The sequence below is a fragment of the Pseudomonas rhodesiae genome (genome assembly GCF_007858255.1).
In the GTDB taxonomy this organism is placed as follows: domain Bacteria; phylum Pseudomonadota; class Gammaproteobacteria; order Pseudomonadales; family Pseudomonadaceae; genus Aquipseudomonas; species Aquipseudomonas rhodesiae.
This window is the reverse complement of the sequence record NZ_VFEU01000003.1, coordinates 41,552-67,382: the sequence shown is the minus strand read 5'-3', so window position 1 is coordinate 67,382 and position 25,831 is coordinate 41,552. Positions and strand designations below refer to the sequence as shown.

Here is a 25,831-nt window from a genome sequence, read left to right as displayed (position 1 = left end):
TGCGGATCAGGCAGCTGGGTGGGCAAGGCTCACCGTGAGCTGGATGCTAAAGCGCGAAGCTTTCACTAACCTTTCAGTCACCTTTCAATGTTTTCGGGCTTCACAGGGCACCGGGCGCCTGTAAACTCCCCGCCAAAGCGTGGCATCGACCACTCCTGAATGAGGCAGAAAACCATGCGTGTCCTTCTGGTTGAAGACCATTTGCAACTCGCCGACAGTGTGGCCCAGGCGCTCAAGAGCACGGGTTTGACCGTCGACGTGCTGCACGACGGCGTTGCCGCCGACCTGGCCTTGAGCAGCGAGGACTACGCGGTGGCCATCCTCGATGTGGGGCTGCCGCGCATGGATGGTTTCGAGGTGCTCGCACGTTTGCGAGCCCGTGGGAAAAATCTGCCGGTGCTGATGCTGACCGCGCGAAGTGACGTCAAAGACCGTGTGCATGGCCTGAACCTGGGCGCCGACGACTATCTGGCCAAGCCTTTCGAACTGACGGAACTGGAAGCACGGGTCAAGGCCCTGTTGCGTCGCAGCGTGCTGGGCGGCGAGCGCCAGCAAACCTGCGGCGTGCTGGTGTACGACTTGGACACCCGGCGCTTCACGTTGGGTGGCGAACTGCTGACATTGACCTCTCGGGAGCAGGCGGTGCTTGAAGCGCTGATCGCGCGTCCGGGCCGGGTGATGAGCAAAGAGCAACTGGCCTCCCATGTGTTTGGCCTGGACGAGGAAGCCAGCCCCGATGCGATCGAAATCTACGTGCATCGCCTGCGCAAAAAACTCGATGGGCAACCGATCGCCATCGTGACGTTCCGCGGCCTTGGCTACCTGCTGGAAGCCCGCGATGCATAAGCCCAGCAGCCTGCGCTGGCGCCTGCTGTGGAACCTGGCGCTGTTGCTGGTGCTGTTGATGTTGGCCAGCGGCATGAGCGCCTACTGGAACGGTCGCGAAGCAGCCGATACCGCCTACGACCGTACGCTGCTGGCGTCGGCACGAACCATCGCGGCCGGCCTGACCCAGGTGGACGGCACTCTCAGCGCCAATGTGCCCTATGTGGCCCTGGACACCTTCGCCTACGACAGCGCCGGGCGCATTTACTACCAGGTCAACGACATCGATCAGAAGCTGATATCTGGTTACGAAAACCTGCCCGGCCCGCCGCCCGGCACACCGCGTACCGATGATTACCCGGCCCTGGCGCGTTTCTACAACGCCAAGTACCAGGGCCAGGAAGTGCGGGTGGTCAGCCTGCTTAAAGCGGTTTCCGAGCCGAACATGAACGGTATGGCGGAAATCCGCGTGGCCGAGACCGACGAAGCAAGGGTCAGCATGGCCCGTAGCCTGATGGCCGATACCCTGCTGCGCCTGGGCATGCTCGCGATCGGTGCGTTGCTGCTGGTGTGGTTTGCCGTGAGCGCCGCGCTCCGCCCGCTGGATCGTCTGCGTAAAGCCGTGGAGGAGCGCCAGCCCGACGATCTGCGGCCGTTGCCATTGGTGGAGGTGCAACATGAATTCGGCCCGTTGGTCAGCTCACTCAATCACTTCACCGAGCGCCTGCGCGGGCAATTCCAACGCCAGGCGCAGTTTATCGCCGATGCGTCCCACGAACTGCGCACTCCGCTGGCAGCACTCAAGGCCCGTCTGGAGTTGGGGTTGCGCGTCGAAGACCCGGCGACCTGGCGCAGCACCTTGGAAACCGCGGCTCAGGGCACTGATCGCCTGACCCATCTGGCCAATCAGTTGCTGTCCCTGGCGCGCATCGAGAACGGCGCCCGGGCGATTGCCGAAGGCGGCGCGCAGTTGTTGGATCTGAGCCAGTTGGCCCGCGAACTGGGCATGGCCATGGCGCCCCTGGCCCATGCGCGCGGCGTGGCCCTGGCGCTGGAAGCCGACGAGCCGGTGTGGCTGCGCGGCGAACCGACACTGTTGAACGAACTGCTGAGTAACCTGGTGGACAATGCCCTGGCGCACACGCCGCCTGGTGGCAACGTGATTCTACGGGTGATGGCGCCGGCGGTGCTGGAAGTGGAAGACGATGGCCCGGGCATCCCGCTGGATGAGCGGGATCGGGTGTTCGAGCGGTTCTATCGGCGTAGCCAACAGGGCATGGGCTCGGGCCTGGGCTTGGCGATTGTCGGGGAAATATGCCGGGCGCATCTGGCGCAGATCAGTCTGCATGACGGCGAGCGCGCTGGGTTGAAAGTTCGGGTGAGTTTTATCGCCGGTTGATCAGTAGAACATCGAACGCGCTTCATCCAGCTCTGCGCGCAGGCTGTCGCTATAGGGGTCTACGCGCAGCTTTTTCATCGCGGGGATCTCGGAAACTACCACGTTTGCCAGAGGGTGATGGGTGCCGCGATGGCAGTACAGCACGGCAATTTGCACCAGATCGATATAGTCGAGACGGTCGGAGTCGCGCTCGAAGTTCAGGTATTGCCCCGGCAGTTTCGCCAGCATCTCGGGAAAGTCCCAGCCGCTGAGTAACTTGTCGCCCAGCTTAGGGTGGATGCTGTCGATCACATGATTGAGGCTGACCGGGTCTGCCAGCAGCTCGTAGTGGTCTTCGGCGTAGGTGAGAATCGGCAGTACGCCGATCTGGTGCACCAGGCCACCGAGGGCCGCTTGGTCCGGCTTGAGCTGGCTGTGGCTGCGACACAAGGCATAGCTCACGCCCGCCACTTCCAGGCTGCGGCGCCAGACGTCGCGCATTTTCTGTTCGACGACTTCGGAGCGGGCGTGAAAGATCTGCTCCATCACCAGGCCAATCGCCAGGTTGCTGCTGTAATTGGTGCCCAGCCGCGTGATGGCGGTGTGCAGGTCGGTGACTTCCTGCGTGGCGCGCAGCAGCGGGCTGTTGACCACTTTGATCAGGCGCGCGGACAGGGCGGTATCGCGACCGATCACTTTGCTCAAGTGGCTGATGCTGATTTCCGGGTCTTCGGCGGCCTGACGAATCCCCAGGGCCACTTCCGGTAATGTCGGCAGAACCAGGTCATCGTTATCGATGGCCTTGACCAAAGCCTGTTGGACTTTTTCCGCCAGCTTGTTCATTCATGATCTCTAGGGTGTTGCAAAAAAGTACGGCGACTAACGCTGGATCTCTCGATCACGGTCGAGGGTATAAGGCAGGTCAAGCAGTTGCAGACCCGGGCCTTCAAGCATGCCTAGATGCACATCGCCACTATCGGCAGCTTCGGCTTGCAATACGGCCAGAAGTTCAATGACCTGGTCAGCTTTTGCTGCGATCACCACTTCACCGATCGAGCTGTTGTGGCTACGCGAAAACAGAGGAGTGCCTGGCTCGGGCATTTGCGCCGAATCAAGGCTTAAGCGGTACAAGCGGCGCTTGAGTTTGCCCAGGTACTGCATACGCGCGACGATTTCCTGGCCGGTGTAGCAGCCTTTCTTGAAACTCACACCGCCCACGGCTTGCAAGTTGAGCATCTGCGGGATGAACAGCTCGCGGGTTTGCGCCATGACTTGGCCGATACCGGCGCGAATCTGGCCCAGCAGCCATTCATTCAGATCGGCAGAGTCAAGGGTTGAACTCAATTGGGCTTTGACGGCGTCGGCTCGATCCGAAGGTACCCAGAGTTCGCTGCGGCCGGGTGAGACCCGAATGGCGATCAAGTGCTCATTGCGGGCTACGCTGTCGGTCTCGGCCGGTAGCTCAAGCCCGAGGCTGGCCAGGGCCGAATCCGCATTCACCAGACCGAAGCGGACCCAAGCGGCACTTTCGTCGGTCAGCTTGGACTTGGAGAACACCGCGTATTTTTTCAGGTCGGCCAGTTGCGGTTCCAGCAGCTCGGCCGCCATCGCCAGCAACACCCCATCACCTTGCAACAAGATGCGAAAGCTCGACTGCATGCGCCCTTTTTGCGTGCAGCGCGCGCCCAGGCTGGCCTGGGTATCACTCAGGTAATTGAGGTTGCAGGTCAATTGGCCCTGCAGGAATTTGGCAGCATCGGCGCCGCGGACGGCGAGGACACCTTCGTGGATCAGGGGGCAGAAGAAAGCAGAGTCAGCCATGGTTCATCGCAGGTCAAAAAGTCATGGGTGCATCATAGAGGGGCGCCCGGCAAATGGATAGTTTCCGTAGGGGCGACCAAAGCCGACTGTTCCACTGCTGTCGGGCCTGTATACTTGCGCTCTATTTGAGGAGCGCTCCATGGTCGAAGATGTAGAACTCAATCGCCTCTACTGGCACAGCCGTCGCGGCATGCTTGAGCTGGATGTGTTGCTGGTGCCTTTCGTCAAAGAGGTTTATTCCACCCTTAATGAAGTGGACCGCAAGGTGTATGTGCGTCTGCTGGAGTGCGAAGACCAGGATATGTTCGGCTGGTTCATGGAGCGCGCCGAGTCGGACGATCCGGAACTGCAGCGGATGGTTCGGATGATTCTGGACCGTGTCCAGCCTAAGTAATCGCTTCGAATGCCGCTGGCAGCCGTCACGGCGGCTGCTGGCGGCGTATCTGTTCGCCCAACTGTTCGCGTTGGGTGCGTTGGCATTGATTGATCTCGCTTTCTCAACTCTGGCGATAGTGCTGTGTCTGGGGCATGCCGCCTGGGTGTTGCCGCGACACATTCTGTTGTCACACCGTTCGTCGATTCGTGGCCTGCGACGCGATGAGGACGGCTGGCAATTGTTCAGTGAGCAGCGTGGCTGGCACGCCGTGCAGTTGTGTCCGGACAGTCTGGCGTTGCCCCTGATTGTGGTGCTGCGATATCGGGTCAAGGGGCAGTGGTGGGCGCGTTCGATCTGTGTGCCCAAGGACGCGCAGGCGGCGGATACACACCGGCGCCTGCGGGTACGCTTGAAGTTCAGCCGGCGTAGGTGGCTGGCACCAGGATAGTGTCGCGGGCTTCGGGGAGCATCTGCGGGTAGTCGAGGGTGTAATGCAGGCCTCGGCTTTCCTTGCGTTCCATGGCCGAGCGGATCATCAGCTCGGCCACCTGGGCCAAGTTGCGCAACTCGATCAGGTCACGGCTGACTTTATAGTTGCTGTAGAACTCGTCGATTTCATCCAGTAGCAACCGCACCCGATGTTGTGCCCGTTGCAGGCGCTTGTTGGTGCGCACGATGCCCACGTAGTCCCACATGAAGCGCCGCAGCTCATCCCAGTTGTGGGCGATGATCACGTCCTCGTCCGAGTCGGTGACTTGGCTGGCGTCCCAGCGGGGCAGGGCGGCCGGCACCGGAATTCGTGGCAGTTGCTCAAGGATATCCGCCGCCGCTGAGCGGGCATATACGAAGCACTCAAGCAGCGAGTTGCTAGCCATGCGATTGGCACCATGCAGGCCGGTGAAGCTGGTTTCACCAATGGCATAAAGGCCGGGTACGTCAGTGCGGCCATGCTGGTCAACCATTACGCCGCCGCAGGTGTAGTGCGCGGCCGGTACGACGGGTATCGGGCCTTTGGTGATATCGATATTGAAGGCCAGGCAGCGCTCGTAGACGGTGGGGAAGTGCGTCTTGATGAATGCCTCGGGTTGATGGCTGATGTCCAAGTAGACGCAGTCGATGCCCAGGCGCTTCATTTCATGGTCGATGGCGCGGGCGACGATATCGCGCGGGGCCAGTTCGGCTCGGGGGTCGAAGCGCTGCATGAAGCGTTCGCCGTTCGGCAGTTTCAAGTGCGCGCCTTCGCCGCGCAGCGCTTCGGTGATCAGGAAACTCTTGGCCTGCGGGTGATACAGGCAGGTCGGGTGGAACTGATTGAACTCCAGGTTGGCCACTCGGCACCCCGAGCGCCAGGCCATGGCGATGCCATCGCCGCAGGCGCCGTCAGGGTTGCTGGTATAGAGATAGACCTTAGCCGCGCCGCCCGACGCGAGAATGGTGAAGCGCGCGCCGTAGGTGTCGACCTCGCCGCTGCCGCGGTTGAGCACGTAGGCGCCGAGACAGCGCTCGCCTTCCAGGCCCAGGCGCTTTTCGGTGATCAGATCGACGGCGACGCGTTGCTCCAGCAGTTCAATGTTGGGGCGTTGACGGGCCTGATCCAGCAATGTCCTGAAAATAGCCGCGCCGGTAGCATCGGCGGCATGAATGATGCGGCGATGGCTGTGGCCGCCTTCACGGGTCAGATGGAACTCGAAGCCGCCGTCGTCGGCGCTGGCGTGTTCGTCACGGGTGAAGGGTACGCCTTGATCGATCAGCCATTGGATCGCTTCGCGGCTGTGCTCAACGGTGAAACGCACCGCTTCTTCATTACACAGCCCGCCACCGGCGTTGAGGGTGTCTTCGACGTGGGACTGCACCGTGTCGGTGTCATCCAGCACGGCGGCAACACCGCCCTGGGCCCAGAATGTCGAGCCGTTGGCCAGGTCGCCCTTGCTCAGTACGGCGATGCGCAGGTGGCTGGGGAGGGTCAGGGCAAGACTCAATCCGGCTGCGCCGCTGCCAATCACCAGAACATCGTGTTGAAACTGTTGGCTCATTTGAAGGATTCCGCAAAAAGCGATCCAAGGGCTAGTGGCGCTGACGGGACGCCTGGATCGGCGAATCAAAGGGTCACACGGCCCACTAGTATATAGAGGGGGGGAGCGGCACAATAGCCAGGCATTCGTGGCAATGTGAGATTACGGTGCGCGGCTTGGGTATAATCCGTCGGTTATTGGATTGGGAACTTTTTGCATAAGCCCCGACTCAATAGCAGGTTGCCCGAAAGCTGGGAAAACGTTGAGTTTATTGGCCCGTCGGGAGCATTGGACGCGTCAGGAAACCGACGACAAGATTATTCGCGCAGCCGGCGTTGCCCGCGCTGCGTTTTTCGTGTGTGCCAAATCAGTGCATGCCGGAAACTTGCTTGGAGGGGGAGAACTTTTGCGAAAAGTCCGAGTCTATGTTTGCAAGCCTGATCGTTTAGTTATGCAAGCCTCCTTCAAGTACAACGAGGAGTGTTCATGCTAACCCAGGAAGAGGATCAGCAGCTGGTCGAGCGCGTACAACGCGGCGACAAGCGCGCATTTGATCTGCTAGTGCTGAAATACCAGCACAAAATTCTCGGGTTGATCGTGCGGTTTGTGCACGACACCCATGAAGCGCAGGACGTTGCACAGGAGGCCTTTATCAAGGCGTACCGTGCACTCGGTAATTTCCGCGGTGACAGTGCGTTTTATACGTGGCTGTACCGCATCGCCATCAACACGGCGAAGAACTATCTGGTGTCTCGCGGACGCCGCCCACCAGATAGTGATGTAAGTTCAGAAGATGCAGAATTTTACGATGGTGATCACGGCCTCAAAGATCTCGAGTCGCCGGAGCGTGCATTGCTGCGCGACGAGATCGAAGGAACCGTTCATCGCACAATTCAGCAACTGCCAGAAGATTTGCGTACGGCGTTAACTTTACGTGAATTCGACGGTCTGAGTTATGAAGACATTGCGAGCGTCATGCAATGTCCGGTGGGGACTGTTAGGTCACGGATTTTCCGGGCCCGGGAAGCCATCGACAAAGCCTTGCAACCGTTGTTGCAGGAAAACTAAAGACAGCGGCGACAGCCAAGAGAGGAACCGCCATGAGTCGTGATGCCCTGCAGGAATCGCTGTCCGCAGTGATGGATAACGAAGCGGATGAACTGGAACTTCGTCGAGTGCTCAACGCGTTCGATGATGCCGAAACCCGTGATACCTGGTCTCGTTACCAAGTCGCTCGGGCGGTGATGCACAAGGATCTTCTAATCCCTCGTCTGGATATTGCTGCGGCCGTTTCTGCCGCGTTGGCTGATGAAGCCGTTCCGGCAAAAGCTGTTCGCGGTCCGTGGCGTAGCCTGGGTCGCCTTGCGGTTGCTGCCTCGGTGACTGTTGCCGTGCTGGCGGGTGTTCGTCTTTACAATCAGGACGAAATTGCCGGTGCCGAACTGGCCCAGCAGACTCAGCAACCGGTCATGGCCGGTCCTCAAGTTAAAGGTCCGGCAGTATTGGCCGGCTACAAGGAAAGTTCCGACGCCGCCGGCCCTATGGCCAACGGTGTATTGCAGGGGCAATCCGGTTGGCAGGATCAGCGTCTCCCAGGTTACCTGCGCCAACATGCACAGGAATCGGCCCTGAAAGGCACTGAAAGCGCATTGCCGTACGCTCGCGCCGCTAGTCTGGAAAACCGTTGAACCGCTAAGGAGCTATATGCGCGCCATACCGCTCCTTACGCTTTTGCTCAGTGGTTGGTTGGTACTTCCCGCCCATGCCGATGAAGCCCAAGAGTGGCTGAGTCGACTTGGGCGCGCAGAGCAGCAGCAAAGCTTTGAAGGTACGTTCGTGTATGAACGTAACGGCAGCTTTTCCACCCATGACATCTGGCACCTTGTCCAGAATGGACAAGTCCGAGAGCGGCTTTTGCAGCTTGATGGTTCTGCTCAGGAAGTGGTGCGAGTGGATGGCCGCACGCAATGCGTGAGTGGCACATTAGTCGCCGGCCTTGGCAATTCTCGAGAAGCCCCTTCCCGCGCGCTCGATCCCTCGAAACTCAATCAATTCTATGAACTGGCCGTGATCGGAAAATCCCGTGTTGCTGGCCGTGACGCTGTGATTGTGTCCATTACCCCCCGTGACCAATACCGCTACGGATTTGAGCTACATCTGGACCGTGAAACGGCCTTGCCGCTCAAATCGTTATTGCTCAACGATCAAGGGCAGTTGCTGGAGCGCTTCCAGTTCACCCGCTTGAATACATCGACTCTGCCTGACGATCGCAACTTGCGGCCGAGCAAGGATTGCACGCCTATCGGAGCGGTAAATGACAGCCATTCAGAGGTACAGCCGACCCAAGCTTGGCACTTGGAGTGGTTGCCACCGGGGTTTGAATTGACGAGCGCCACTGCGCGAGCGGACACCCGCACCAAGACCACCATCGACAGTTTGATGTATGAAGATGGTCTGGCGCGATTTTCGGTATTCCTTGAACCCATCAGTGAGGGGGGCGTGACGGAAAACCGTACGCAGCTAGGCCCCACTGTTGCGGTCTCCCGTCGCTTGAATACGGTTGACGGTGAAATGATGGTGACGGTTGTTGGAGAAATCCCTATCGGTACCGCCGAGCGTATTGCGCTTTCGGTGCGCAGTGAAAAAAAGGCAACCGCTAAGCCCTTGCCGTGAGTTGTTAATCCTATGTTCATCCTGACCTTTCAATTTACAACCACTCACGCTTGTTTGCCGAGAGTATGAAATGTCTGGACCAGGATTTTCACTTGCAAAAAACGTCAATCTTTTTTATAGGTCAGAGCTTGTCGGCTCTGGCCTTGTTTTGTTCGCGGAACAAAAACGGCGGTCGCAGTTTCCGGCGTTTCTTGAACCCTGTCGCTCAACCCTGCTCGTCGTAACGGGAGCTGTATGTCGATACCTCGTTTGAAATCCTACCTATCCATAGTCGCCACGGTACTGGTGCTGGGTCAGGCTGTGACCGCGCAAGCGGCTGAGTTGCCTGACTTCACCCAATTGGTTGAGCAAGCCTCGCCGGCCGTGGTGAACATCAGTACCACGCAAAAGCTGCCTGATCGCAAAGTGTCGAACCAGCAGATGCCGGACCTTGAGGGCCTGCCGCCGATGTTGCGTGAGTTCTTCGAGCGTGGCATGCCACAGCCGCGTGCGCCCCGGGGGGGCGGCGGTGGTCAACGTGAAGCTCAATCTCTGGGTTCGGGCTTCATTATTTCGCCGGACGGCTACATTCTCACCAATAACCATGTCATCGCCGACGCAGACGAAATTCTCGTCCGCCTGGCCGATCGCAGTGAGCTCAAGGCCAAGTTGGTCGGTACCGACCCACGCTCCGATGTGGCCTTGCTGAAAATCGACGGCAAGGACCTGCCTGTGCTGAAGCTGGGCAAATCCCAGGATCTGAAGGCCGGCCAGTGGGTCGTCGCCATCGGTTCTCCATTTGGCTTTGACCACACAGTCACCCAAGGCATCGTCAGCGCCATCGGTCGTAGCCTTCCTAATGAAAACTATGTGCCGTTCATCCAGACCGACGTGCCGATCAACCCGGGTAACTCCGGCGGCCCGCTGTTCAACCTGGCTGGCGAAGTCGTGGGGATCAACTCGCAGATCTATACCCGCTCCGGTGGGTTTATGGGCGTATCGTTCGCTATCCCGATCGATGTGGCCATGGACGTATCCAATCAGTTGAAAAGCGGCGGCAAGGTCAGCCGTGGTTGGTTGGGCGTAGTGATCCAGGAAGTGAACAAGGATTTGGCTGAATCCTTCGGCCTCGATAAGCCGGCGGGTGCGCTGGTGGCGCAGATCCAAGACGGTGGCCCCGCCGCCAAGGGTGGTCTGCAAGTTGGTGACGTGATCCTGAGCATGAATGGCCAGCCAATCATTATGTCCGCCGACCTGCCGCATTTGGTCGGCGCACTCAAGGCTGGCAGCAAAGCCAAGTTGGAAGTGATTCGTGGCGGCAAGCGCCAGAACGTTGAGCTGACTGTCGGTGCGATTCCTGAAGAAGGCGCCACCCTCGATGCCCTGGGCAACACCAAGCCAGGCGCCGAGCGCAGCAGCAACCGTCTGGGGATTGCCGTAGCCGAGCTGACGGACGAGCAGAAAAAAGCCTTCGACCTCAAGAGCGGCGTGGTAATCAAAGAGGTGCAGGATGGGCCCGCTGCGTTGATTGGTCTGCAGCCGGGCGACGTGATCACTCACCTGAACAACCAGGCGATCGAAAGCACCAAGCAATTCACCGATATCGCCAAGGCGTTGCCGAAGAATCGTTCGGTATCGATGCGTGTCTTGCGTCAGGGCCGTGCGAGCTTTATCACCTTCAAGCTGGCCGAGTAACCCGCCAGCTCAATAAAAAGCCCCGCTTTCGTTTAACGAAGGCGGGGCTTTTTTGTGGGTGATGGGGTTAGCTCATCATGCCTTTGACCAGTCTTTCCTGCTCGATCAACTCACGCTGGCGTGCGTCGATACGTGACGACAGTGGGAAGTTGTTGCCGGCGCGACGCTTGGCAAAGTCCAGTTGCTGAATGGCCTGCTGGAAATCGCCCACCAGTGCGAAGTATTCGGCACGAGCCTGGTGCAGGCCGATGATGTTGCCGGACAACCCGCGGGTCTCCGCGACCTGATACCACACATCCGGGTCATCCGGGCGCGATTTGAGCAGCCCATCCAGCGCCTTTTCCGCATCGGCGGTGCGATTCTGCTTGAGCAGCAGGTCGACCCGAACTTGATTCAGCGGGTAATTGCTGGGGTATTGGGTCAACATCCTATCTGTGCGTTGCTGGGCGTCGGGCAGGCGGTTGTTGATGATGTCCAGCTCGATCTGCGCCAGGTTGTAGGTGATGTCGTTGGGTGCCTTGGCCAGCAGCGGCGCCAGGTTTTCCCGTGCTTCCTTGAGTTTGGTGCCCTTGATCTGCGCGATGGCCAGGCCGTAGCGCGCTACATCGTTCTTTGGGTTCTCGTCGAGTTGCGCCTGGAAGCGTTTGGCGGCGAGGCCAGGGGTGTCTTCGTATTTCAATTGCACCCGTGCACGTATCAATTGGTAGCGCAGGCTGTCTTCCTTGCCGCCTGGTTTGGCCTGTTCGGCACGGTTACGGGTGTCGGCGATCCGTGACTCAGTTACCGGGTGGGTCAGCAGGAATTCCGGCGGTTTGGCATCGAAGCGGTATTGGCGCATCAAGCGCTCGAACATGGTCGGCATGGAGCGTGGGTCATAACCGGCTTTTTCGAGATTGACGATACCGATGCGGTCCGCCTCTTGTTCGTTCTGCCGGGAGAAACGACGCTGCTCTTGGATCGCGGCGGCCTGGGTGCCAGCGATCGCTGCGATGCCAGCATCGCCTGCGCCCGCTGCGGCAGCAATAATGCCGCCCAATAGCGCAGCCATCATCGGCACCTGCATGCGCTGTTGCGCTTCAACGCCTCGTGCGAAGTGGCGTTGGGACAAGTGCGCCAATTCGTGGGCCAGCACCGAGGCGTATTCTCCTTCGGTCTGGGCGTTGAGAAACAGCCCGCCGTTGACCCCAATGATCCCACCCGGTGCGGCAAAGGCGTTCAGTTGCGGGCTGTTGATCAGGATGAATTCCAGGCGCCGGTCGTTGACCTGGCTGGTCTCCACCAGTTTGTAGACACTGGTCTCGACATAATCCTTGAGTTGCGGGTCGTTGAGTTGCGACACCTGGCCCCGCAAGTACGCCAGCCAGGCGCGGCCCAGTTGGTACTCCTGCTGCGGCGAGACAATGGCAGAACTGGCGTCGCCCAGCGACGGCAGGTCATCGGCGAAGCCTGGGGAGGCCAGCAGGCAAGCCAGCGTCAGCAGGGTAGGGCGCAAAAAATTCATGCACAGGGCCTTTCGACAAAGAGCTTACTGTAGCCGGACACTGAGCTTCGGACCAGATATTCTAAGCACCCCCGAACGCTTGACCCGGAGTAAACCTATGACCGACACCGTCGCTTTTGACGCCGAACTTGATGCCAGTGGGCTCAATTGCCCGTTGCCCTTGCTCAAGGCCAAGTTGGAGCTCAACCGAATGGCCAGCGGTGCGGTGCTCAAAGTGATTGCCACCGACGCGGGCTCTCAGCGTGATTTCCGCACATTTGCCAAACTGGCTGGGCACACCCTGTTGCACGAAGAAGACGCCGCCGGTGTGTACCGTTACTGGTTGCGCAAGGCCTGAACCGTTTGTTCCCACAGCCCGAGGTTGATTGATGTTCAAAGTGTTACGTGACTGGATTCAGCGCTACTTCTCCGATGAAGAGGCGGTGGTGCTGGCGGTCTTGTTATTCCTGGCCTTTACGGCGGTGTTGACCTTGGGTGGCATGCTGGCTCCGGTGCTAGCGGGCATGGTGTTGGCGTATCTGATGCAGGGATTGGTGACGACGTTGGAGCGCCTGCGCGTACCCGGCGGGGTAGCGGTTGGGTTGGTGTTCGCGTTGTTCATGGGCCTGCTGGTGGTGTTTATCGTGGTGGTGTTGCCATTGCTCTGGCATCAGCTGATCACGCTGTTCAACGAATTACCGGGGATGCTAGCCAAGTGGCAATCGCTGTTGCTCCTGTTACCGGAGCGTTATCCCCATCTGGTATCGGATGAGCAAGTGCTGCAGGCCATCGAAGTGGCGCGCGGTGAAATCGGGAAATTCGGGCAATGGGCGCTGACGTTCTCCCTATCCAGCCTGCCGTTGCTGGTCAACATCATGATCTATTTGGTACTGGTGCCGATCCTGGTGTTTTTCTTTCTCAAGGATCGCGTAATGATCAGTCGCTGGGTACGCAGCTATCTGCCGCGGGAGCGGGCGTTGATTACCCGTGTGGCGCAGGAAATGAACCGGCAGATCGCCAACTACATCCGTGGCAAGGTGATCGAGATCTTTATTTGTGGCGGTGTGACCTACATCGCCTTCATCGCCCTGGACCTCAACTATGCCGCGTTGCTGGCATTGCTGGTCGGCGTGTCAGTGGTGGTGCCGTATGTGGGCGCGGTGGTGGTGACGGTGCCGGTGACGTTGATCGCACTGTTCCAGTGGGGCTGGAGTGATCAATTCATCTACCTGATGGCGGTGTACGGGATCATCCAGACCCTGGACGGCAACGTACTGGTGCCGCTGCTGTTTTCCGAAGCGGTCAACCTTCATCCGGTGGCGATTATCTGCGCGGTGCTGCTATTTGGTGGGCTGTGGGGGTTCTGGGGGGTGTTCTTTGCAATACCCCTGGCCACGCTGTTCAAGGCCGTGCTGGATGCCTGGCCGCGACAGGAGCCGGTGGTGGCGCCGCTGTTGTAGGGGCGAGCAAGCCCGCCCCGCAGCGTTTGCTCAGGCCTTGTTCAAGGCTTGGGCGGCGGCCAGGACGGCATCTACATGGCCTGGCACTTTGACGCCCCGCCATTCCTGACGCAGCACGCCATTTTTGTCGATCAGGAAGGTGCTGCGATCCACTCCCAGGTATTCCTTGCCGTACAGCTTTTTCAGCTTGATCACATCAAACAGCTGGCAGACTGTCTCATCTTTGTCGCTGATCAGCTCAAAAGGGAACTGCTGCTTGGCCTTGAAGTTCTCGTGGGACTTCACGCTGTCGCGCGACACGCCGAATATTTCCGTATTGGCTGCCTGGAACGCCGCGTGTTGGTCACGAAAACCCTGGCCCTCGGTGGTGCAGCCTGGTGTGCTGTCCTTCGGATAGAAGTAGATCACCACTTGCTTGCCCTTGAGGGCGGCCAAGCTGAAGGTCTGGCCACTGGTGGCCTGGGCTTCGAAGTCGGCTACGGGTTGGTCGATGACTACCGCCATGGGTACTTCCTTACATTGGGTTCTGTGGGCGCCACGGTTCGATCAGGGCGTCGAGGTTCAACGCATCGGCGAAATCCAGGAACTGATCGCGCAGCCAGCTGATCTGCACTCCAGCCGGCAAAGTGACGGTAAAGGTGGCGTTGAGCATGGTGCCGCCGGTCTGGGGCGCCTGGTAGGTGTCACAGGTCAGGTTCTCCAACTCGACGTTATGGTCGATGAAGAACTGGCACAGTTCATTGACGATGTCCGAGCGGTAGGCCGAACTGACGTAGGCAACGTATGGCAGGGCCTGTGGGCGATTCTCCAGAGCGGCGCTGCGTACCACATTAACGGTGAAATCATGCTTCTTGGCCAGGCCCGGCAGGCCAGTCTCCAGGCGCGCCAGAGCGTCCCAGCTCCCGGAGATCTGCAACACCAGGGCGCTGCACTCGCCGTGGCGGGTCAGGCGAGAGGTCACTACGGCGCAGCGGTTTTCATGGCTGGCGCGGCACAGGACGTTGGTCAGCTCCATGGGGTTGGCGCCGAGGGCACTGATAACAAGGAATTGTTCGCGAACTGTGGGGGTGGACATGCAGCCTTCCTAAAGCGATGAGCGGTCGATACCGAGAGGGCCGTATCGATCAAAGGATCAAGGGTAGCGAAAAGCGTCGCCAAGGGCTAGGAGGTGGCGTTTTCATTGCGTCGTTCTGCGGTTTTCAGTGCTCGTCAAACCGTGCTCAGGCCCGATGATGGCGTTGATCGATGTTTAGTTGCGTCAGAACGCATCCTCACGCGGTACTTCGCTTGTGCAAGCATCTTGGCGCCAGTACCATTACGGCTCTCTTTTTCCGGCAGGAGCGGTTGCATGATTGCGGGCAGTATGGTGGCACTGGTCACACCCATGGATGCACAAGGTCATCTCGACTGGGACAGCCTGGGCAAACTGGTGGACTTCCACCTGCAAGAAGGCACCAACGCGATCGTTGCGGTCGGCACCACGGGTGAATCGGCCACGCTCGATGTGGAAGAGCACATCCAGGTCATCGAGTTCGTGGTCAAGCGCGTTGCCGGTCGTATCGCGGTCATCGCCGGTACGGGCGCCAATTCGACGCGTGAGGCGATCGAACTGACCAAAAACGCCAAGAAAGCCGGTGCCGATGCCTGCTTGCTGGTGACCCCGTACTACAACAAGCCGACCCAGGAAGGCCTTTACCAGCACTTCCGCACCATTGCCGAAGCCGTCGACATTCCGCAGATCCTCTATAACGTGCCGGGCCGTACCGCCTGTGACATGAAGGCCGAGACCGTGATCCGCCTGTCCACCGTGCCGAACATCGTCGGCATCAAGGAAGCTACTGGTGACCTGCAGCGCGCCAAGGACATCCTGGCCGGCGTGAGCAGTGACTTCCTGTTGTATTCCGGTGACGACGCCACCGCGGTCGAGCTGATTCTACTGGGCGGCAAAGGCAATATCTCCGTGACCGCCAACGTGGCCCCCCGCGCCATGAGCGACATGTGCGCCGCCGCACTCGCCGGCGATGCCGACAAAGCCCGCGCGATCCACGAGAAGCTGATGCCGCTCAACAAAGAACTGTTTATCGAATCCAACCCTATTCCCGTGAAATGGGCTCTGTACGAGATGGGCATGATGCCGGACGGTATCCGTCTGCCGCTCACCCGCCTCAGCGAAGCCTGTCACGAACCGCTGCGACAGGCCCTGCGCCAGTCCGGCGTCCTGGTTTAATTGAGGAAGCACTACGCATGAAGCGATTGGCCGGACTTTCCGCACTTGCCTTGATTATCTCCAGCACCAGTGGCTGCGGTTGGATCTGGGGCCCGGAAGGCTACTTCCGTGACCGCGGCAGCGATTATCTGGAAGCACAAGCAACCAAACCGATGCAATTGCCGCCGGACGTCAATGTCGCCAAGCGCCTTGACCCGTTGCTGCCGATTCCACGCAACGTTGCCGATGACACCGCCAAAGGTGAGTTCGTGGTACCACGTCCACAGCCGATCACGGCCGTGGCCGATGCCAGCGACTACAGCCTGCAAAAAAGCGGCGACTCGCGCTGGATCGTGGCGCAGCGCCCACCTGCCGAAGTCTGGCCGGTGGCGGTGCAGTTCTTCCAGGACAACGGTTTCCGCATTGACGAACAGCGCCCGCAGACCGGTGAATTCACCACTGCCTGGCAGCAGGGCAATGAGTTGTCCGCCAGTATGGCTAAGCGCCTGCAGGCCGGCGGTGTCGCCTCCGACAGCGAAACGCGCGTCCGTGTGCGCATTGAGCCAGGCGTGCAGCGCAATACCAGTGAAGTCTATGTGGTGAGCGCCGAGCGTCCTGCCGGCAGCACAGCCAACGTCGATTTCACCAACCGCTCGGTCAACACCGGTGTCGACTCGGCATTGGTCGATGAAATGCTGGCCAGCATGAGCCGTATTTCCGAGAAGGGCGGTTCGGTTTCCCTGCTCGCTGCGCGAGATTACGATACCCCGAGCCGCGTCAGCCTCACCGAGGACGGCAGCGGTAACGTGGTGCTGAACCTGGGTGAAGACCTGGATCGTGCCTGGGCCAGCGTAGGCCGCGCGTTGGAGCAAGGCCCGTGGCGTGTTGAGGACATCAACCGGAGCCTGGGTCTGTACTACATCAACGTGGCGGAAAAGGCCGAACGTAAAGACGACGAACCGGGCTTCTTCGGCAAGCTGTTCGGCAGCAAGCCGACCAAGGAAGAAGTCGAGACCCGCGCGGAGCGTTATCAGGTGCGTTTGAGCAAGGTTGGCGACGCGGTGCAAGTCACGGTCGAGAAGAACATCAACACCGTAGCGCCAGCTGAAACAGCGCGCAAAGTGTTGGGCGTGATTCAGGACAACCTGGGCTGATCCGATGCGTTTTGCCGTTCTCGGCAGCGGAAGCCAAGGGAACGGCACGCTCGTCGCCCATGACGACACCTATGTGCTGGTCGATTGTGGTTTCTCGTTAAGAGAAACCGAGCGGCGCTTGCTGCGCCTGGGGGTTCACCCTACGCAGCTGAGCGCGATTCTGGTGACCCACGAACATGCCGACCATGTGCATGGCGTGGGTTTGCTGTCTCGGCGCTACAATCTTCCGGTGTATCTGAGTCGCGGTACCTTGCGCGGGATGCGCAAACCCATTGAGCCTGCGGGTTTCCTGGCCGGCGGCGAGACCTTTCGGATCGGTGCCTTGAGCATTGATGTGGTCGCCGTAGCGCATGACGCCCAGGAACCCACGCAGTATGTGTTCAGTGATGGCGAGCGACGTTTTGGCGTGCTCACTGACCTGGGTTCGTATTGCGCCAGGGTGCTGGACGGCTACCGGAATCTCGATGCCTTGATGATCGAGTCCAATCACTGCCGTGACCTGCTGGCTCGTGGTCACTACCCGTACTTTCTCAAGCAGCGGGTGGGCGGCGAACTGGGGCATTTGAACAACCACCAGGCGGCGTACCTGGTGTATGAGTTGGGCTGGCAAGACCTGCAACACCTGGTCCTGGCCCACTTGAGCAGCAAGAACAACCTGCCGACGCTTGCCCGGCAATGTTTTGTCGACACCCTTGGGTGCGACCCGGACTGGCTGCAACTGGCCGATCAAGATTCAGGGCTCGACTGGCGACATATCGCCTAGCCCACCTCACTCAAAGCGGAGCCCATCATGGAAAAACGTGAAGAACTCTACCGCGGCAAAGCCAAGTCGGTGTACAAGACCGACGACGCCAACCGCCTGATCCTGCTGTTTCGCAACGACACCTCGGCGTTCGACGGCAAGCGCATCGAACAGCTCGATCGCAAGGGCATGGTGAACAACAAGTTCAACGCCTTCATCATGCAGAAGCTCGAAGCGGCCGGTATTCCGACCCAGTTCGACAAGCTGCTGAGCGACAACGAGTGCCTGGTCAAGAAACTGGACATGATCCCGGTCGAGTGCGTTGTGCGTAACTACGCCGCCGGCAGCCTGGTCAAGCGCCTGGGTGTGGAAGAGGGCATGAAGCTCAATCCGTACACCTTCGAGCTGTTCCTGAAGGACGATGCCAAAGGCGATCCCTTCATCAACGAATCCCACGTCGTGGCCTTCGGTTGGGGCACCGCTGAGCAACTGGCGCGCATGAAGGAGTTGTCCCTCAAGGTCAACGACGTGCTGAGCAAGCTGTTCGACGACGCTGGCCTGTTGCTGGTGGACTTCAAGCTGGAATTCGGTGTGTTCCACGACGGTTCCATCGTCTTGGGCGACGAATTCAGCCCGGACGGCTGCCGCCTGTGGGACAAGGCCACCAAGAAGAAGATGGACAAAGACCGCTTCCGCCAGGGCCTCGGTGACGTGATCGAAGCCTACGAAGAAGTCGCCAACCGTCTTGGCGTACCGCTGTAATCGACGCAAGCATCTGATAGCACGGAAAAAAATCTCGTAAGAGCTTTGCTTCCATGAAACAGGCTGTTATGATGCGCGCCGTTGGAGAGATGCCAGAGTGGCCGAATGGGACGGATTCGAAATCCGTTGTACCTTCACCGGTACCTAGGGTTCGAATCCCTATCTCTCCGCCATCATTGAATAACCAAAAGCCCCTGAAAGGTTTAATCCTTTCAGGGGCTTTTGCGTTTCCGATGGCTTCATTTTAGAGGTGGGTTGTGTCCAGTGCGAGCACCAGCGTCCTTCACTTAAACACTAGCCCCTCACTCCCCAAAGCCTGCGCCATTTGCGCAAACTGCGGCAGCCGCGCGACATATTCCGTTTCGAACGCCAAATACCGATCCTGCGCCGCCACGTAACGGATCTGCGGTTTAACCCGCGGGATGTCCTTGGAGGACAGTTTCAATACATCGTTGCTGCACTGGTTCCACAACCACGCCAAGGTGTGGGCGCCGAAGGTTTGCGTGTGATAACTCCATACCCACCAATCACCGTGGCCACGGGCAACGTCCAACCGACCGTGAAAGGTGCGCAGGGTGATGACTTGCTTGGGCTGAGTGATCAGCAGGCGCGTGTCCTGGCGCACTTCGCTGCCGAAGCCGTCCAGTACCGCCTGGGTGCTGGTGCCGGTGATGAAGTTAAAGCGCCATGCTAGCAGTACGCTTTCCTGGTAGCCGGGGTGTTCGGGGTTGGGGCGCGCGCCTTCACTGAATAACAGCACCTCATCGCCTCCCAGGTAAGCGGTGGCTGCGCGCAATTGATAGGCTTCAGCCGGCATCGGTTTGGCGGCAATGGTGACCGGTTGTGCAAGGTATTGACTCCAAATCCAGCAGCACGGGCCGTTGTGCTGCATAAACAGCAAACGGTTGGGGCCGATGGGCAGGAGGGTCAGTTCATCGGGGTGTTCGAAAATGATCTCGCTGGTCTGCGCGGTGATGCGCCAGATCCGCGTCAATGCCCCGGGTTCGTAGAGGCGTTGACGCTCGAAGACCTGATCCTCGACCACCACGCAGGGATCTTCAAACGCCGGCCATTGCGTCTCGACGGGGCCGAAAACTTCAACGCTGTTGCCCTTGCGGATCTCGTACTGATAGCGATCATCCGAACGGTACGCGCCGCGCGTTACCTGACGTTTCCACAGGCTGCGTTGAACGTTGGCATCGATCAGTTGCAGATCGGCGCCGTCCACGCCGTCTTTGCGGAGTTCGAGCATGTCCTGCTCGGTAGGCGGCCAGGCGTTGTAATCGATCAGGAAGCATAACCAGCTATCGTCCTCCTGCTCAGTGATCGCGGCCCAGCCGTTGCGATAGTTGCCTTCGTGCACATACGTTGGGCCTGGGTATTCATGTACGTCCTGCAGCCACTGGAGCTTGCTGCGTTTGGGCTTGGCTGCGGGCGGTATTTGCGCTTGGATGAGTGTCGGCTTGAAATGCAGGGCTGTCTTCTGTCCGCACCAATGTTGGGTAAACCGCTCGCGCTGATTGGCGGGGACAATCACCGGGCGGTAATCGTCACCCCCCGCGTCGAGGTTCCACAGGTCGAAGCCTTCGCGCGCCAGTGCAGTGGCCAGCGCTTCGAAGCACACCTCGGGCATTTCATTGCAGAGTTCATCCAGCAGCGTTTCGAAGGCCGCGCCGGAAAACACGCTGATGTGGGGGTAGACAGGTGGCAGCAGTGACAGCCATTCGCCGCCGGGGGTTTTCCAATCGATATGCACTAACGGGTTAAAACCAGCAGTCATCACATCAGCCTCCCCCTGGAATTTTGTACCTGTGCATCATAGAGCAAGAATGCAAGGCCAAGTGGCCGAGGCTCAATACAGCCGCTCGCGCAACATGGTGTTCGGGGTTGTGCTTCTGACCGGTTTGAGCACGGTGGTGCTGGCCTGGTTGTTGACGCGCAGTATGTTCGGTCCGCTGGGCCAGTCGATGCGCGCCGCGCAAGCGTCGCTCGGGGCGATCTGACCCAGACCTTGCAGGTCAGTGGCACCGATGAAGTGACCCGCTGGTTCGTGGGGCGCTTTTGCGCTAGTTCACGGTGACGTCCTTCACGATCTCGATATTGATCGCCTGCCACTCACCGCCCGGACCTCTGACCCGTTCGTAAGTCACGATTTGTCCAGGGCGCAACGCCGGCCCACCGTCATAGCTGAAGAAAATCTCTTGCTCACCGTAGGGATTTGTCTCGTTGCTGGTGGGAATTGCAGTCTGTGGAGTTTCAATGGGCATGGCCGTTCTCCTTTTTCAGTGCAATACGTGGCCGGTTATGGCCGGTAAGCGTGTGGGGGTTATTTTTCGATTTGGACTTTGTCCGCCTGCAGGCCTTTTTGTCCTTGCACGGTCTCGAACGTGACCTTTTGCCCTTCGGTCAGCGTTTTGAAGCCGGTGCCCATAATCGCTCTGAAATGCACGAACAGGTCAGGCCCACTCTCCGGGCTAATAAAGCCGAAGCCCTTGGTTTCGTTGAACCACTTCACAGTGCCGTGTTGTCTGTCGCTCATTGCTCATATCCTCGAAACCCTGGTGTCCACCGTCAGTCGAGTCGACCTGACGACGGTATCCATAATCAAAGTTCCGATGAGGCTGGGCGTCAACGCGCCACAAGACCGGCGGTACTGTCATTATTGACAGGTTCGCCGCCCTTGGAAATGCGCCAGACTACGCAGTTAAGGCCTGGAAAATCAGGTTGAGGACCCAGGTTTGGACGGTTCCAGCCCCTGGTGAATTTTTTCCAGCAATTGATCGATATGAAATGGCTTGGTGATCAGGTCCATGCGTTCGCCGAGAAACTCCTGTCGGTTCGCCGCATTCTCGGCGTAACCGGTCATGAACAGGATTGGTAACTCCTGGCGCAGAGCCCGCGCGTGATCGGCCAGTTCGCGGCCGGTCATGTACGGCAGACCGAAATCGGTGAGCAGCAAGTTAATCGTCGGGTCGGCTCGTAGCATGGCGATGGCTTCGTCGCCGTCCGCCGCCAGGCTGCAACGGTAACCGGCATCCACCAGCACTTCGGCCACGAAACCGCGCACTGACGGCATGTCTTCGACCACCAGGATATGTTCGCCGTGACTCACGCCCGGCATCGCCTCGACCTTGGTGGCCAGGGCTGGGGGGCCGTCGGCAGCGGGCAGCATGATGGTCACTTCGGTGCCCTGGCGGGTCACGCTGCGGATCTGTGCGTCGCCGCCGGACTGGCGCGCGACCCCGTAGATAGTCGACAGGCCCAGGCCGGTGCCTTGGCCCAGCGGTTTGGTGGTGAAGAACGGGTCGAACACTTTGTCGATGACGCTGGGTTCGATGCCCACACCGTTGTCGCGTACCGACAGGGCAATGTACGGGCCGTTTTCCAGCTTGGGGTTACCGGTGGAATACGCCGGGTAGGTGGTGACCCAGATGATCCCGCCTTGTGGCAGGGCGTCCCGGGCGTTGATCACCAGGTTGAGCACGGCGCTTTCCAGTTGGATCGGGTCCACCATCGCCACAGCCGGGTTGTTGGTCAGCTCCAGATTCAGCGCGATGTGCTCGCCGATGGTGCGCATCAGCAACTCTTCCAGGGAACGGATATGCGCGTTGATATCGGTAGGGTGCGTATCCAGTGGCTGCTGGCGCGCGAATGCGAGCAGGCGGTTGGTCAGCCCGGCCGCGCTCAGGGCGGAGTTCAGCGCGGCGTCGGCGTAGCCCAGTACTTTGTCGGTGCGCTGGCTCTGGATGCGTTTTTTGATCAGTTCCAGGCTGGTGATGATCCCGGTCAGCAGGTTGTTGAAGTCGTGGGCGATACCCCCAGTGAGCTTGCCCAGCGCATCCATCTTCTGCGCCTGCAGCAATTGGGCTTCGGTGCGCGCCAGTTGGCTCGCGGCGTTGGCCAGTTCGGCCTGTTGATGCCGTTCGCGATGGCGATGCTCGGTCACGTCTTCAACAAACACCAGGCTCAGGCCGGCGCGGCGGTACGGTGAAATCTGCCACTCGGTCTCGCGCAACTGGTCGTCGACCTTCATCAGCAAGGTGCCTTTCCAGCGTTCACCAGCGGCCAGGCGCAGGCACAGCTCCTGGATCACGGCCAATTGATCGGCGGCGAAGCATTCCAGCAGAGCGTCCGGGTTGAGGTTGTCGTGAATCAGTTGAGCGAAGGCGTGGTTGCACTCGTGGACTTTGAGCTGCGCGTCCATCACTGCGATAGGCGCACTGATGTTGAAGAAAATCTCACGAAAGCGTGCCTCGCTCTCGCGCAAGGCGTACTCGGTATCGCGGACCCGCAACAAGGTGCGCAGGGTGGCCAGCAGTACTTCAGGGTCCACCGGGTGGATCAGGTACGCGTCGGCGCCGGCGTCCAGGCCGGTGATGATATCGCCGGTCTCGATCGAGGCCGCCGACACATGCACCACCGGCAGCAACGCGGTGGCGGGGTCAGCGCGCAGGCCGCGAACGATATCGAAGCCGCTCATGTCCGGCAGGTTGACGTCCAGGATCAGCGCATCGATGGTACGGCTGGCGATCAGGTCCAGGCCGTCCTGACCGGTGCCCGCTTCCAACACTTGGTAGTGATGGTTCTCCAGGCGCCGGCGCAGGGCGTAACGCGTGGCGGCGTTGTCGTCGACGATCAGCAGTTGGATGTCACGTTTCATCGACGGTCTCGTTGGCGATGGAAAGGGGAATGACCACAAAGAACAACGAACCCACGCCGGGCGTGCTTTCTACCCCAACCCGGCCGCCCAGCAACTCGGCGAAGCGCTTGCACAGCGACAGCCCCAGCCCGGTGCCGCGCAGGCGCTTTTGCAGCGGCGAGTCGATCTGCGAGAAATCCTCGAACAGGTTGCTATGCAGTTCGATGGGGATGCCAAGGCCAGTGTCCTGCACCGCGAAGCGGATCTCCCGCTCGTTCTCCATGCGCGCCGACACCCGCACCTCGCCCTGCAGCGTGAACTTCAGCGCGTTGGAGATAAAGTTGCGCAGGATCTGCGCGAGCTTTTTGTCATCGGTATAAAGCTTGGGGAGGCCGGCGGGCTCTTCGAAGATCAGGTCCACCGACGACGCATCCACGATCGGCCGGAACATGCCACGCAGGGCCGAGAATAGGTCGAACATATCGAACCAGGCCGGGGAGATGCTGATGCGCCCGGCCTCGATCTTGGCCAGGTCCAGCAGATCGTCGACCATCTCGCGCAGTTCTCTCGCCGAGCTGCGGATAAAGCCCACCTGGGTGTGTTGCTCGGGGCTGAGTGGGCCGTCGAGCTCATCGTCCAGCAGGCTGGTGATACTCAGGATCGAGCCCAATGGCGTGCGGAACTCGTGGCTCATATACGACAGGAAGCGGCTCTTGAGGTCCGAGGCCTGGCGCAGTTGATCGGCTTGGGTATCCAGCTCGGCATACAGCGCCAGCACGCCTTGGTTGGTCTCGTCCAATTCGGCGCGCAGCGCATCGGCCTCTTGACGCAAGCGCTGGACTTCTGCGGCGAGCGAGGCAGTGGTATCAGCCATCGATGGCCTCCAGGGCAATCACGAAAACGGTGACGTCATCCCGGCCGCGACAGAAGTCACGGTGCAGGATGGCGGCGATCAAAGCCGGGTGGCGGTGCGTCAGCCCGGGGTAGTCGGCCAGGTTCCAGCGTGACTGCAGGCCGTCGCTGAACAGGATCAGCAACTGGCCGCTGACCTCAGCGTAGTCGAATGGCTGCGCCTTGCGAAACTGCACGCCGACGATACCTGGATGAGACGCCAGACCGCGGGACTTGCCAGGGCCGATCAAGCTGGCGCCGATATTGCCTACGCCGGTAAAGCGCAGGCTGCCGGTCGCCGCGTTGTATTGCGCCACGGCCACGGCGCCGCCACGGGTACCGCTCATGCCGGCGTGCATATCTGCCATCAGCAGCGTCGCTTCGTCAAAGGCGCCCCGTGCGAACACCTTCTCACCGTCCCGCGCGGCGCGTTCGGCTTCGCTGCCATGGCCCAGCCCATCGCCCACCATCACACTGAAACGGCCGGGTTCGATTGCCAGGTGCCAGGCATCGCCGCAGGCCGGGTCGTCATGCAGGGAGTGTTGGCTGACCCCGTAGCGTATGTCCTTGGCCGTCGAGGCTCTCGGATACAGGCGCGCGAGCATCGCCGTACCGCGTGGGTCGGCGTACACATCGAACACCTGGGCCACCCGTGAAATGGCGCCCATGCCGATGCCCTGGGTACCGCCGGTGGAAAACCCGTCCACCAGGCAGCTGTCCAGGTCAAAGCCCTGGCCGCGATCCACGGCGATCATCTCCACGCCGCCGTTGCCGGTGGCGCGCAGGTGCAATTGGCCGTGGGCGGCATGCTTGAGGATATTGCTGCTCAGCTCGGTGGCCACCAGGGCCACGCGACCGGCGTCGGTTTCGTCGAAGCCCAAGTGTTCGGCGAGTTTCTGTGCGGTACGTCGGGCGTGACCAATCTGGCTCACATCCTCGATCAACAACACCTGCGTGAGAGCGCTGGGAATATTCAGGACCATCGAGTGATCGTCACGCGGGTGCCCTGGCCGGGTGCGGTGTCCAGTTCGAATTCGTCCACCAGGCGCTTGGCGCCGGTCAGCCCCAGGCCGAGCCCGCCGCCGGAGGTCCAGCCGTCGGTCATCGCCAGTTTGATATCGGGAATGCCCGGGCCTTCGTCGCGAAACGTCAGACGAACGCCGGAGCGCAGGTCTCTCTCGACTATTTCCCAATCCATATACCCGCCGCCGCCGTAGACCACCGTGTTACGCGCCAGCTCACTGACGGCCGTGACCAATTTGGTCAGGTCGATCAGGCGCATGCCGCAATCCTGGGCCAGTTTGCGGACCAGTTGTCGAGCCAGCACAACGTCCTGTTCGATCAGCACGGGATGAGTGCCATTGCTGGCCAGGGTCATGAGTTTTCTACCCGCTCGCGCAACAGCTTCATGCCGCGTTCGACATTGAGTGCGGTGGCGACTCCAGGCAAGGTCATGCCCAGCTCCACCAGGGTAATGGCCACTGCCGGCTGCATACCCACCAGCACGGTCTGTGCATCCATGATCCGCGAGAGCCCGGAGATGGTGCCGATCATGCGGCCGATAAAGGAGTCGACCATGTCCAGCGCCGAGATATCGATCAAGACGCCACGCGCCGAGGTGCGGTTGATGCGTTCGGACAGGTCGTCCTGCAGCGTCAACGCGAGCTGGTCGTGCATATCCACCTGAATGGTCACGAGCAGAAACTCGCCCATCTGCAAAATCGGGATGCGTTCCATG

The 25,831-nt window shown here is 60.0% G+C and carries 29 protein-coding genes and 1 tRNA gene; 16 read left to right on the top strand and 14 right to left on the bottom strand.

The features are described from left to right. The first annotated feature begins 174 nt into the window (after positions 1 to 174). Entirely contained in the window at positions 175 to 846 is a 672-nt protein-coding gene (locus FIV35_RS05005; RefSeq protein ID WP_034096386.1) for a response regulator, read from the top strand. Next, positions 839 to 2,224: a sensor histidine kinase gene (locus tag FIV35_RS05000; RefSeq protein ID WP_034137347.1), complete on the top strand. Its 1,386-nt coding sequence runs from the start codon at positions 839 to 841 to the stop codon at positions 2,222 to 2,224. The genes FIV35_RS05005 and FIV35_RS05000 overlap by 8 nt, the downstream gene beginning before the upstream one ends. On the opposite strand, the gene FIV35_RS04995 is transcribed toward FIV35_RS05000, so the two are convergent. Both FIV35_RS04995 and ygfZ read right to left on the bottom strand, forming a co-directional pair. After that, positions 2,225 to 3,046, bottom strand: coding sequence for an HDOD domain-containing protein (locus FIV35_RS04995; protein ID WP_034137348.1), 822 nt, complete (start codon positions 3,044 to 3,046; stop codon positions 2,225 to 2,227). It abuts the gene before it with no gap. Between the two features lie 36 nt (positions 3,047 to 3,082). Further along, positions 3,083 to 4,024 (bottom strand): CAF17-like 4Fe-4S cluster assembly/insertion protein YgfZ, encoded by a 942-nt coding sequence (gene ygfZ / locus FIV35_RS04990; protein WP_034137349.1) that lies wholly within the window; start codon positions 4,022 to 4,024, stop codon positions 3,083 to 3,085. Positions 4,025 to 4,163: 139 nt separating this feature from the next. On the opposite strand from ygfZ, the gene FIV35_RS04985 reads away from it, so the two are divergent. Beyond that, positions 4,164 to 4,418, top strand: coding sequence for an FAD assembly factor SdhE (locus FIV35_RS04985; protein WP_034096390.1), 255 nt, complete (start codon positions 4,164 to 4,166; stop codon positions 4,416 to 4,418). Continuing rightward, positions 4,402 to 4,848 (top strand): protein YgfX, encoded by a 447-nt coding sequence (locus tag FIV35_RS04980; RefSeq protein ID WP_034137482.1) that lies wholly within the window; start codon positions 4,402 to 4,404, stop codon positions 4,846 to 4,848. Before FIV35_RS04985 ends, FIV35_RS04980 begins: the two co-directional genes overlap by 17 nt. Here FIV35_RS04980 and nadB read toward each other — a convergent pair. Continuing rightward, the gene (gene nadB, locus FIV35_RS04975) at positions 4,817 to 6,433 is read right to left on the bottom strand and encodes an L-aspartate oxidase (protein ID WP_034137350.1); all 1,617 of its coding nucleotides are present in this window, start codon (positions 6,431 to 6,433) and stop codon (positions 4,817 to 4,819) included. The two genes, FIV35_RS04980 and nadB, sit on opposite strands and share 32 nt — an antisense overlap. Positions 6,434 to 6,898: 465 nt before the next feature. On the opposite strand from nadB, the gene rpoE reads away from it, so the two are divergent. The 4 genes from rpoE to FIV35_RS04955 all read left to right on the top strand — a co-directional run bounded on the left by rpoE (position 6,899) and on the right by FIV35_RS04955 (position 10,759). Further along, entirely contained in the window at positions 6,899 to 7,480 is a 582-nt protein-coding gene (gene rpoE / locus FIV35_RS04970) for an RNA polymerase sigma factor RpoE/AlgU (RefSeq protein ID WP_003172477.1), read from the top strand. 32 nt (positions 7,481 to 7,512) lie between these two features. After that, the gene (locus FIV35_RS04965) at positions 7,513 to 8,100 is read left to right on the top strand and encodes a sigma-E factor negative regulatory protein (protein ID WP_034137351.1); all 588 of its coding nucleotides are present in this window, start codon (positions 7,513 to 7,515) and stop codon (positions 8,098 to 8,100) included. A gap of 16 nt (positions 8,101 to 8,116) precedes the next feature. Next, positions 8,117 to 9,085: a MucB/RseB C-terminal domain-containing protein gene (locus FIV35_RS04960; RefSeq protein WP_034137352.1), complete on the top strand. Its 969-nt coding sequence runs from the start codon at positions 8,117 to 8,119 to the stop codon at positions 9,083 to 9,085. A 234-nt stretch (positions 9,086 to 9,319) separates the two neighbouring features. Next, a complete protein-coding gene (locus FIV35_RS04955) occupies positions 9,320 to 10,759 on the top strand; it encodes a DegQ family serine endoprotease (protein WP_034137353.1) in 1,440 nt (479 codons plus the stop codon). A gap of 67 nt (positions 10,760 to 10,826) precedes the next feature. Here the strand turns inward: FIV35_RS04955 and FIV35_RS04950 are convergent, their stop codons facing one another. Next, on the bottom strand, positions 10,827 to 12,260 hold the full coding sequence (locus tag FIV35_RS04950) for a M48 family metalloprotease (protein WP_034137354.1): 1,434 nt from the start codon (positions 12,258 to 12,260) through the stop codon (positions 10,827 to 10,829). A gap of 97 nt (positions 12,261 to 12,357) precedes the next feature. Here FIV35_RS04950 and FIV35_RS04945 point away from each other — a divergent pair, with 97 nt between their 5' ends. Together FIV35_RS04945 and FIV35_RS04940 are read left to right on the top strand one after the other, a co-directional pair. Then, positions 12,358 to 12,597 (top strand): sulfurtransferase TusA family protein, encoded by a 240-nt coding sequence (locus FIV35_RS04945; protein WP_034137355.1) that lies wholly within the window; start codon positions 12,358 to 12,360, stop codon positions 12,595 to 12,597. A 31-nt stretch (positions 12,598 to 12,628) separates the two neighbouring features. Next, positions 12,629 to 13,699, top strand: coding sequence for an AI-2E family transporter (locus tag FIV35_RS04940; protein ID WP_034137356.1), 1,071 nt, complete (start codon positions 12,629 to 12,631; stop codon positions 13,697 to 13,699). 30 nt (positions 13,700 to 13,729) lie between these two features. Here the strand turns inward: FIV35_RS04940 and FIV35_RS04935 are convergent, their stop codons facing one another. Continuing rightward, positions 13,730 to 14,203, bottom strand: coding sequence for a peroxiredoxin (locus FIV35_RS04935; RefSeq protein WP_034137357.1), 474 nt, complete (start codon positions 14,201 to 14,203; stop codon positions 13,730 to 13,732). A 10-nt stretch (positions 14,204 to 14,213) separates the two neighbouring features. Then, entirely contained in the window at positions 14,214 to 14,774 is a 561-nt protein-coding gene (locus FIV35_RS04930) for a glycine cleavage system transcriptional repressor (protein WP_003189463.1), read from the bottom strand. A gap of 273 nt (positions 14,775 to 15,047) precedes the next feature. Between FIV35_RS04930 and dapA the strand changes: the two genes are divergently transcribed. From dapA to FIV35_RS04905, 5 genes are all read left to right on the top strand, one after another. Then, on the top strand, positions 15,048 to 15,926 hold the full coding sequence (gene dapA, locus FIV35_RS04925; protein ID WP_034137358.1) for a 4-hydroxy-tetrahydrodipicolinate synthase: 879 nt from the start codon (positions 15,048 to 15,050) through the stop codon (positions 15,924 to 15,926). A 17-nt stretch (positions 15,927 to 15,943) separates the two neighbouring features. Next, positions 15,944 to 17,059 carry an NlpB/DapX family lipoprotein gene (gene bamC / locus FIV35_RS04920; RefSeq protein WP_034137359.1) on the top strand — a complete coding sequence of 372 codons (1,116 nt, stop codon included), beginning with the start codon at positions 15,944 to 15,946 and terminating at the stop codon, positions 17,057 to 17,059. 4 nt (positions 17,060 to 17,063) lie between these two features. Beyond that, the gene (locus FIV35_RS04915; protein ID WP_034137360.1) at positions 17,064 to 17,822 is read left to right on the top strand and encodes an MBL fold metallo-hydrolase; all 759 of its coding nucleotides are present in this window, start codon (positions 17,064 to 17,066) and stop codon (positions 17,820 to 17,822) included. 27 nt (positions 17,823 to 17,849) lie between these two features. Then, complete coding sequence (purC, locus tag FIV35_RS04910; RefSeq protein WP_034096403.1) at positions 17,850 to 18,563, top strand: phosphoribosylaminoimidazolesuccinocarboxamide synthase; 714 nt, start codon at positions 17,850 to 17,852, stop codon at positions 18,561 to 18,563. Between the two features lie 83 nt (positions 18,564 to 18,646). Beyond that, a tRNA-Ser gene (locus FIV35_RS04905) sits at positions 18,647 to 18,736 on the top strand. A 110-nt stretch (positions 18,737 to 18,846) separates the two neighbouring features. Here the strand turns inward: FIV35_RS04905 and FIV35_RS04900 are convergent. Next, on the bottom strand, positions 18,847 to 20,343 hold the full coding sequence (locus FIV35_RS04900) for a hypothetical protein (protein WP_034137361.1): 1,497 nt from the start codon (positions 20,341 to 20,343) through the stop codon (positions 18,847 to 18,849). Between the two features lie 49 nt (positions 20,344 to 20,392). Here FIV35_RS04900 and FIV35_RS04895 point away from each other — a divergent pair, with 49 nt between their 5' ends. Beyond that, the gene (locus FIV35_RS04895) at positions 20,393 to 20,566 is read left to right on the top strand and encodes a hypothetical protein (protein WP_175581879.1); all 174 of its coding nucleotides are present in this window, start codon (positions 20,393 to 20,395) and stop codon (positions 20,564 to 20,566) included. A 63-nt stretch (positions 20,567 to 20,629) separates the two neighbouring features. On the opposite strand, the gene FIV35_RS04890 is transcribed toward FIV35_RS04895, so the two are convergent. From FIV35_RS04890 to FIV35_RS04860, 7 genes are all read right to left on the bottom strand, one after another. Further along, the gene (locus tag FIV35_RS04890; protein ID WP_034137362.1) at positions 20,630 to 20,830 is read right to left on the bottom strand and encodes a cold-shock protein; all 201 of its coding nucleotides are present in this window, start codon (positions 20,828 to 20,830) and stop codon (positions 20,630 to 20,632) included. Positions 20,831 to 20,889: 59 nt separating this feature from the next. Next, positions 20,890 to 21,102, bottom strand: a complete 213-nt coding sequence (locus FIV35_RS04885; protein WP_034137363.1) for a cold-shock protein — start codon at positions 21,100 to 21,102, stop codon at positions 20,890 to 20,892. 180 nt (positions 21,103 to 21,282) lie between these two features. Then, positions 21,283 to 23,223: a response regulator gene (locus FIV35_RS04880; RefSeq protein WP_083377902.1), complete on the bottom strand. Its 1,941-nt coding sequence runs from the start codon at positions 23,221 to 23,223 to the stop codon at positions 21,283 to 21,285. Next, entirely contained in the window at positions 23,213 to 24,076 is an 864-nt protein-coding gene (locus FIV35_RS04875) for a sensor histidine kinase (protein ID WP_034096414.1), read from the bottom strand. Before FIV35_RS04875 ends, FIV35_RS04880 begins: the two co-directional genes overlap by 11 nt. Next, positions 24,069 to 25,076, bottom strand: a complete 1,008-nt coding sequence (locus FIV35_RS04870; RefSeq protein WP_080761405.1) for an ATP-binding protein — start codon at positions 25,074 to 25,076, stop codon at positions 24,069 to 24,071. Before FIV35_RS04870 ends, FIV35_RS04875 begins: the two co-directional genes overlap by 8 nt. Further along, positions 25,067 to 25,471, bottom strand: a complete 405-nt coding sequence (locus FIV35_RS04865; protein WP_034137365.1) for an anti-sigma regulatory factor — start codon at positions 25,469 to 25,471, stop codon at positions 25,067 to 25,069. The genes FIV35_RS04870 and FIV35_RS04865 overlap by 10 nt, the downstream gene beginning before the upstream one ends. Beyond that, complete coding sequence (locus tag FIV35_RS04860; RefSeq protein WP_034096416.1) at positions 25,468 to 25,830, bottom strand: STAS domain-containing protein; 363 nt, start codon at positions 25,828 to 25,830, stop codon at positions 25,468 to 25,470. The genes FIV35_RS04865 and FIV35_RS04860 overlap by 4 nt, the downstream gene beginning before the upstream one ends. Position 25,831: the final 1 nt, after the last annotated feature.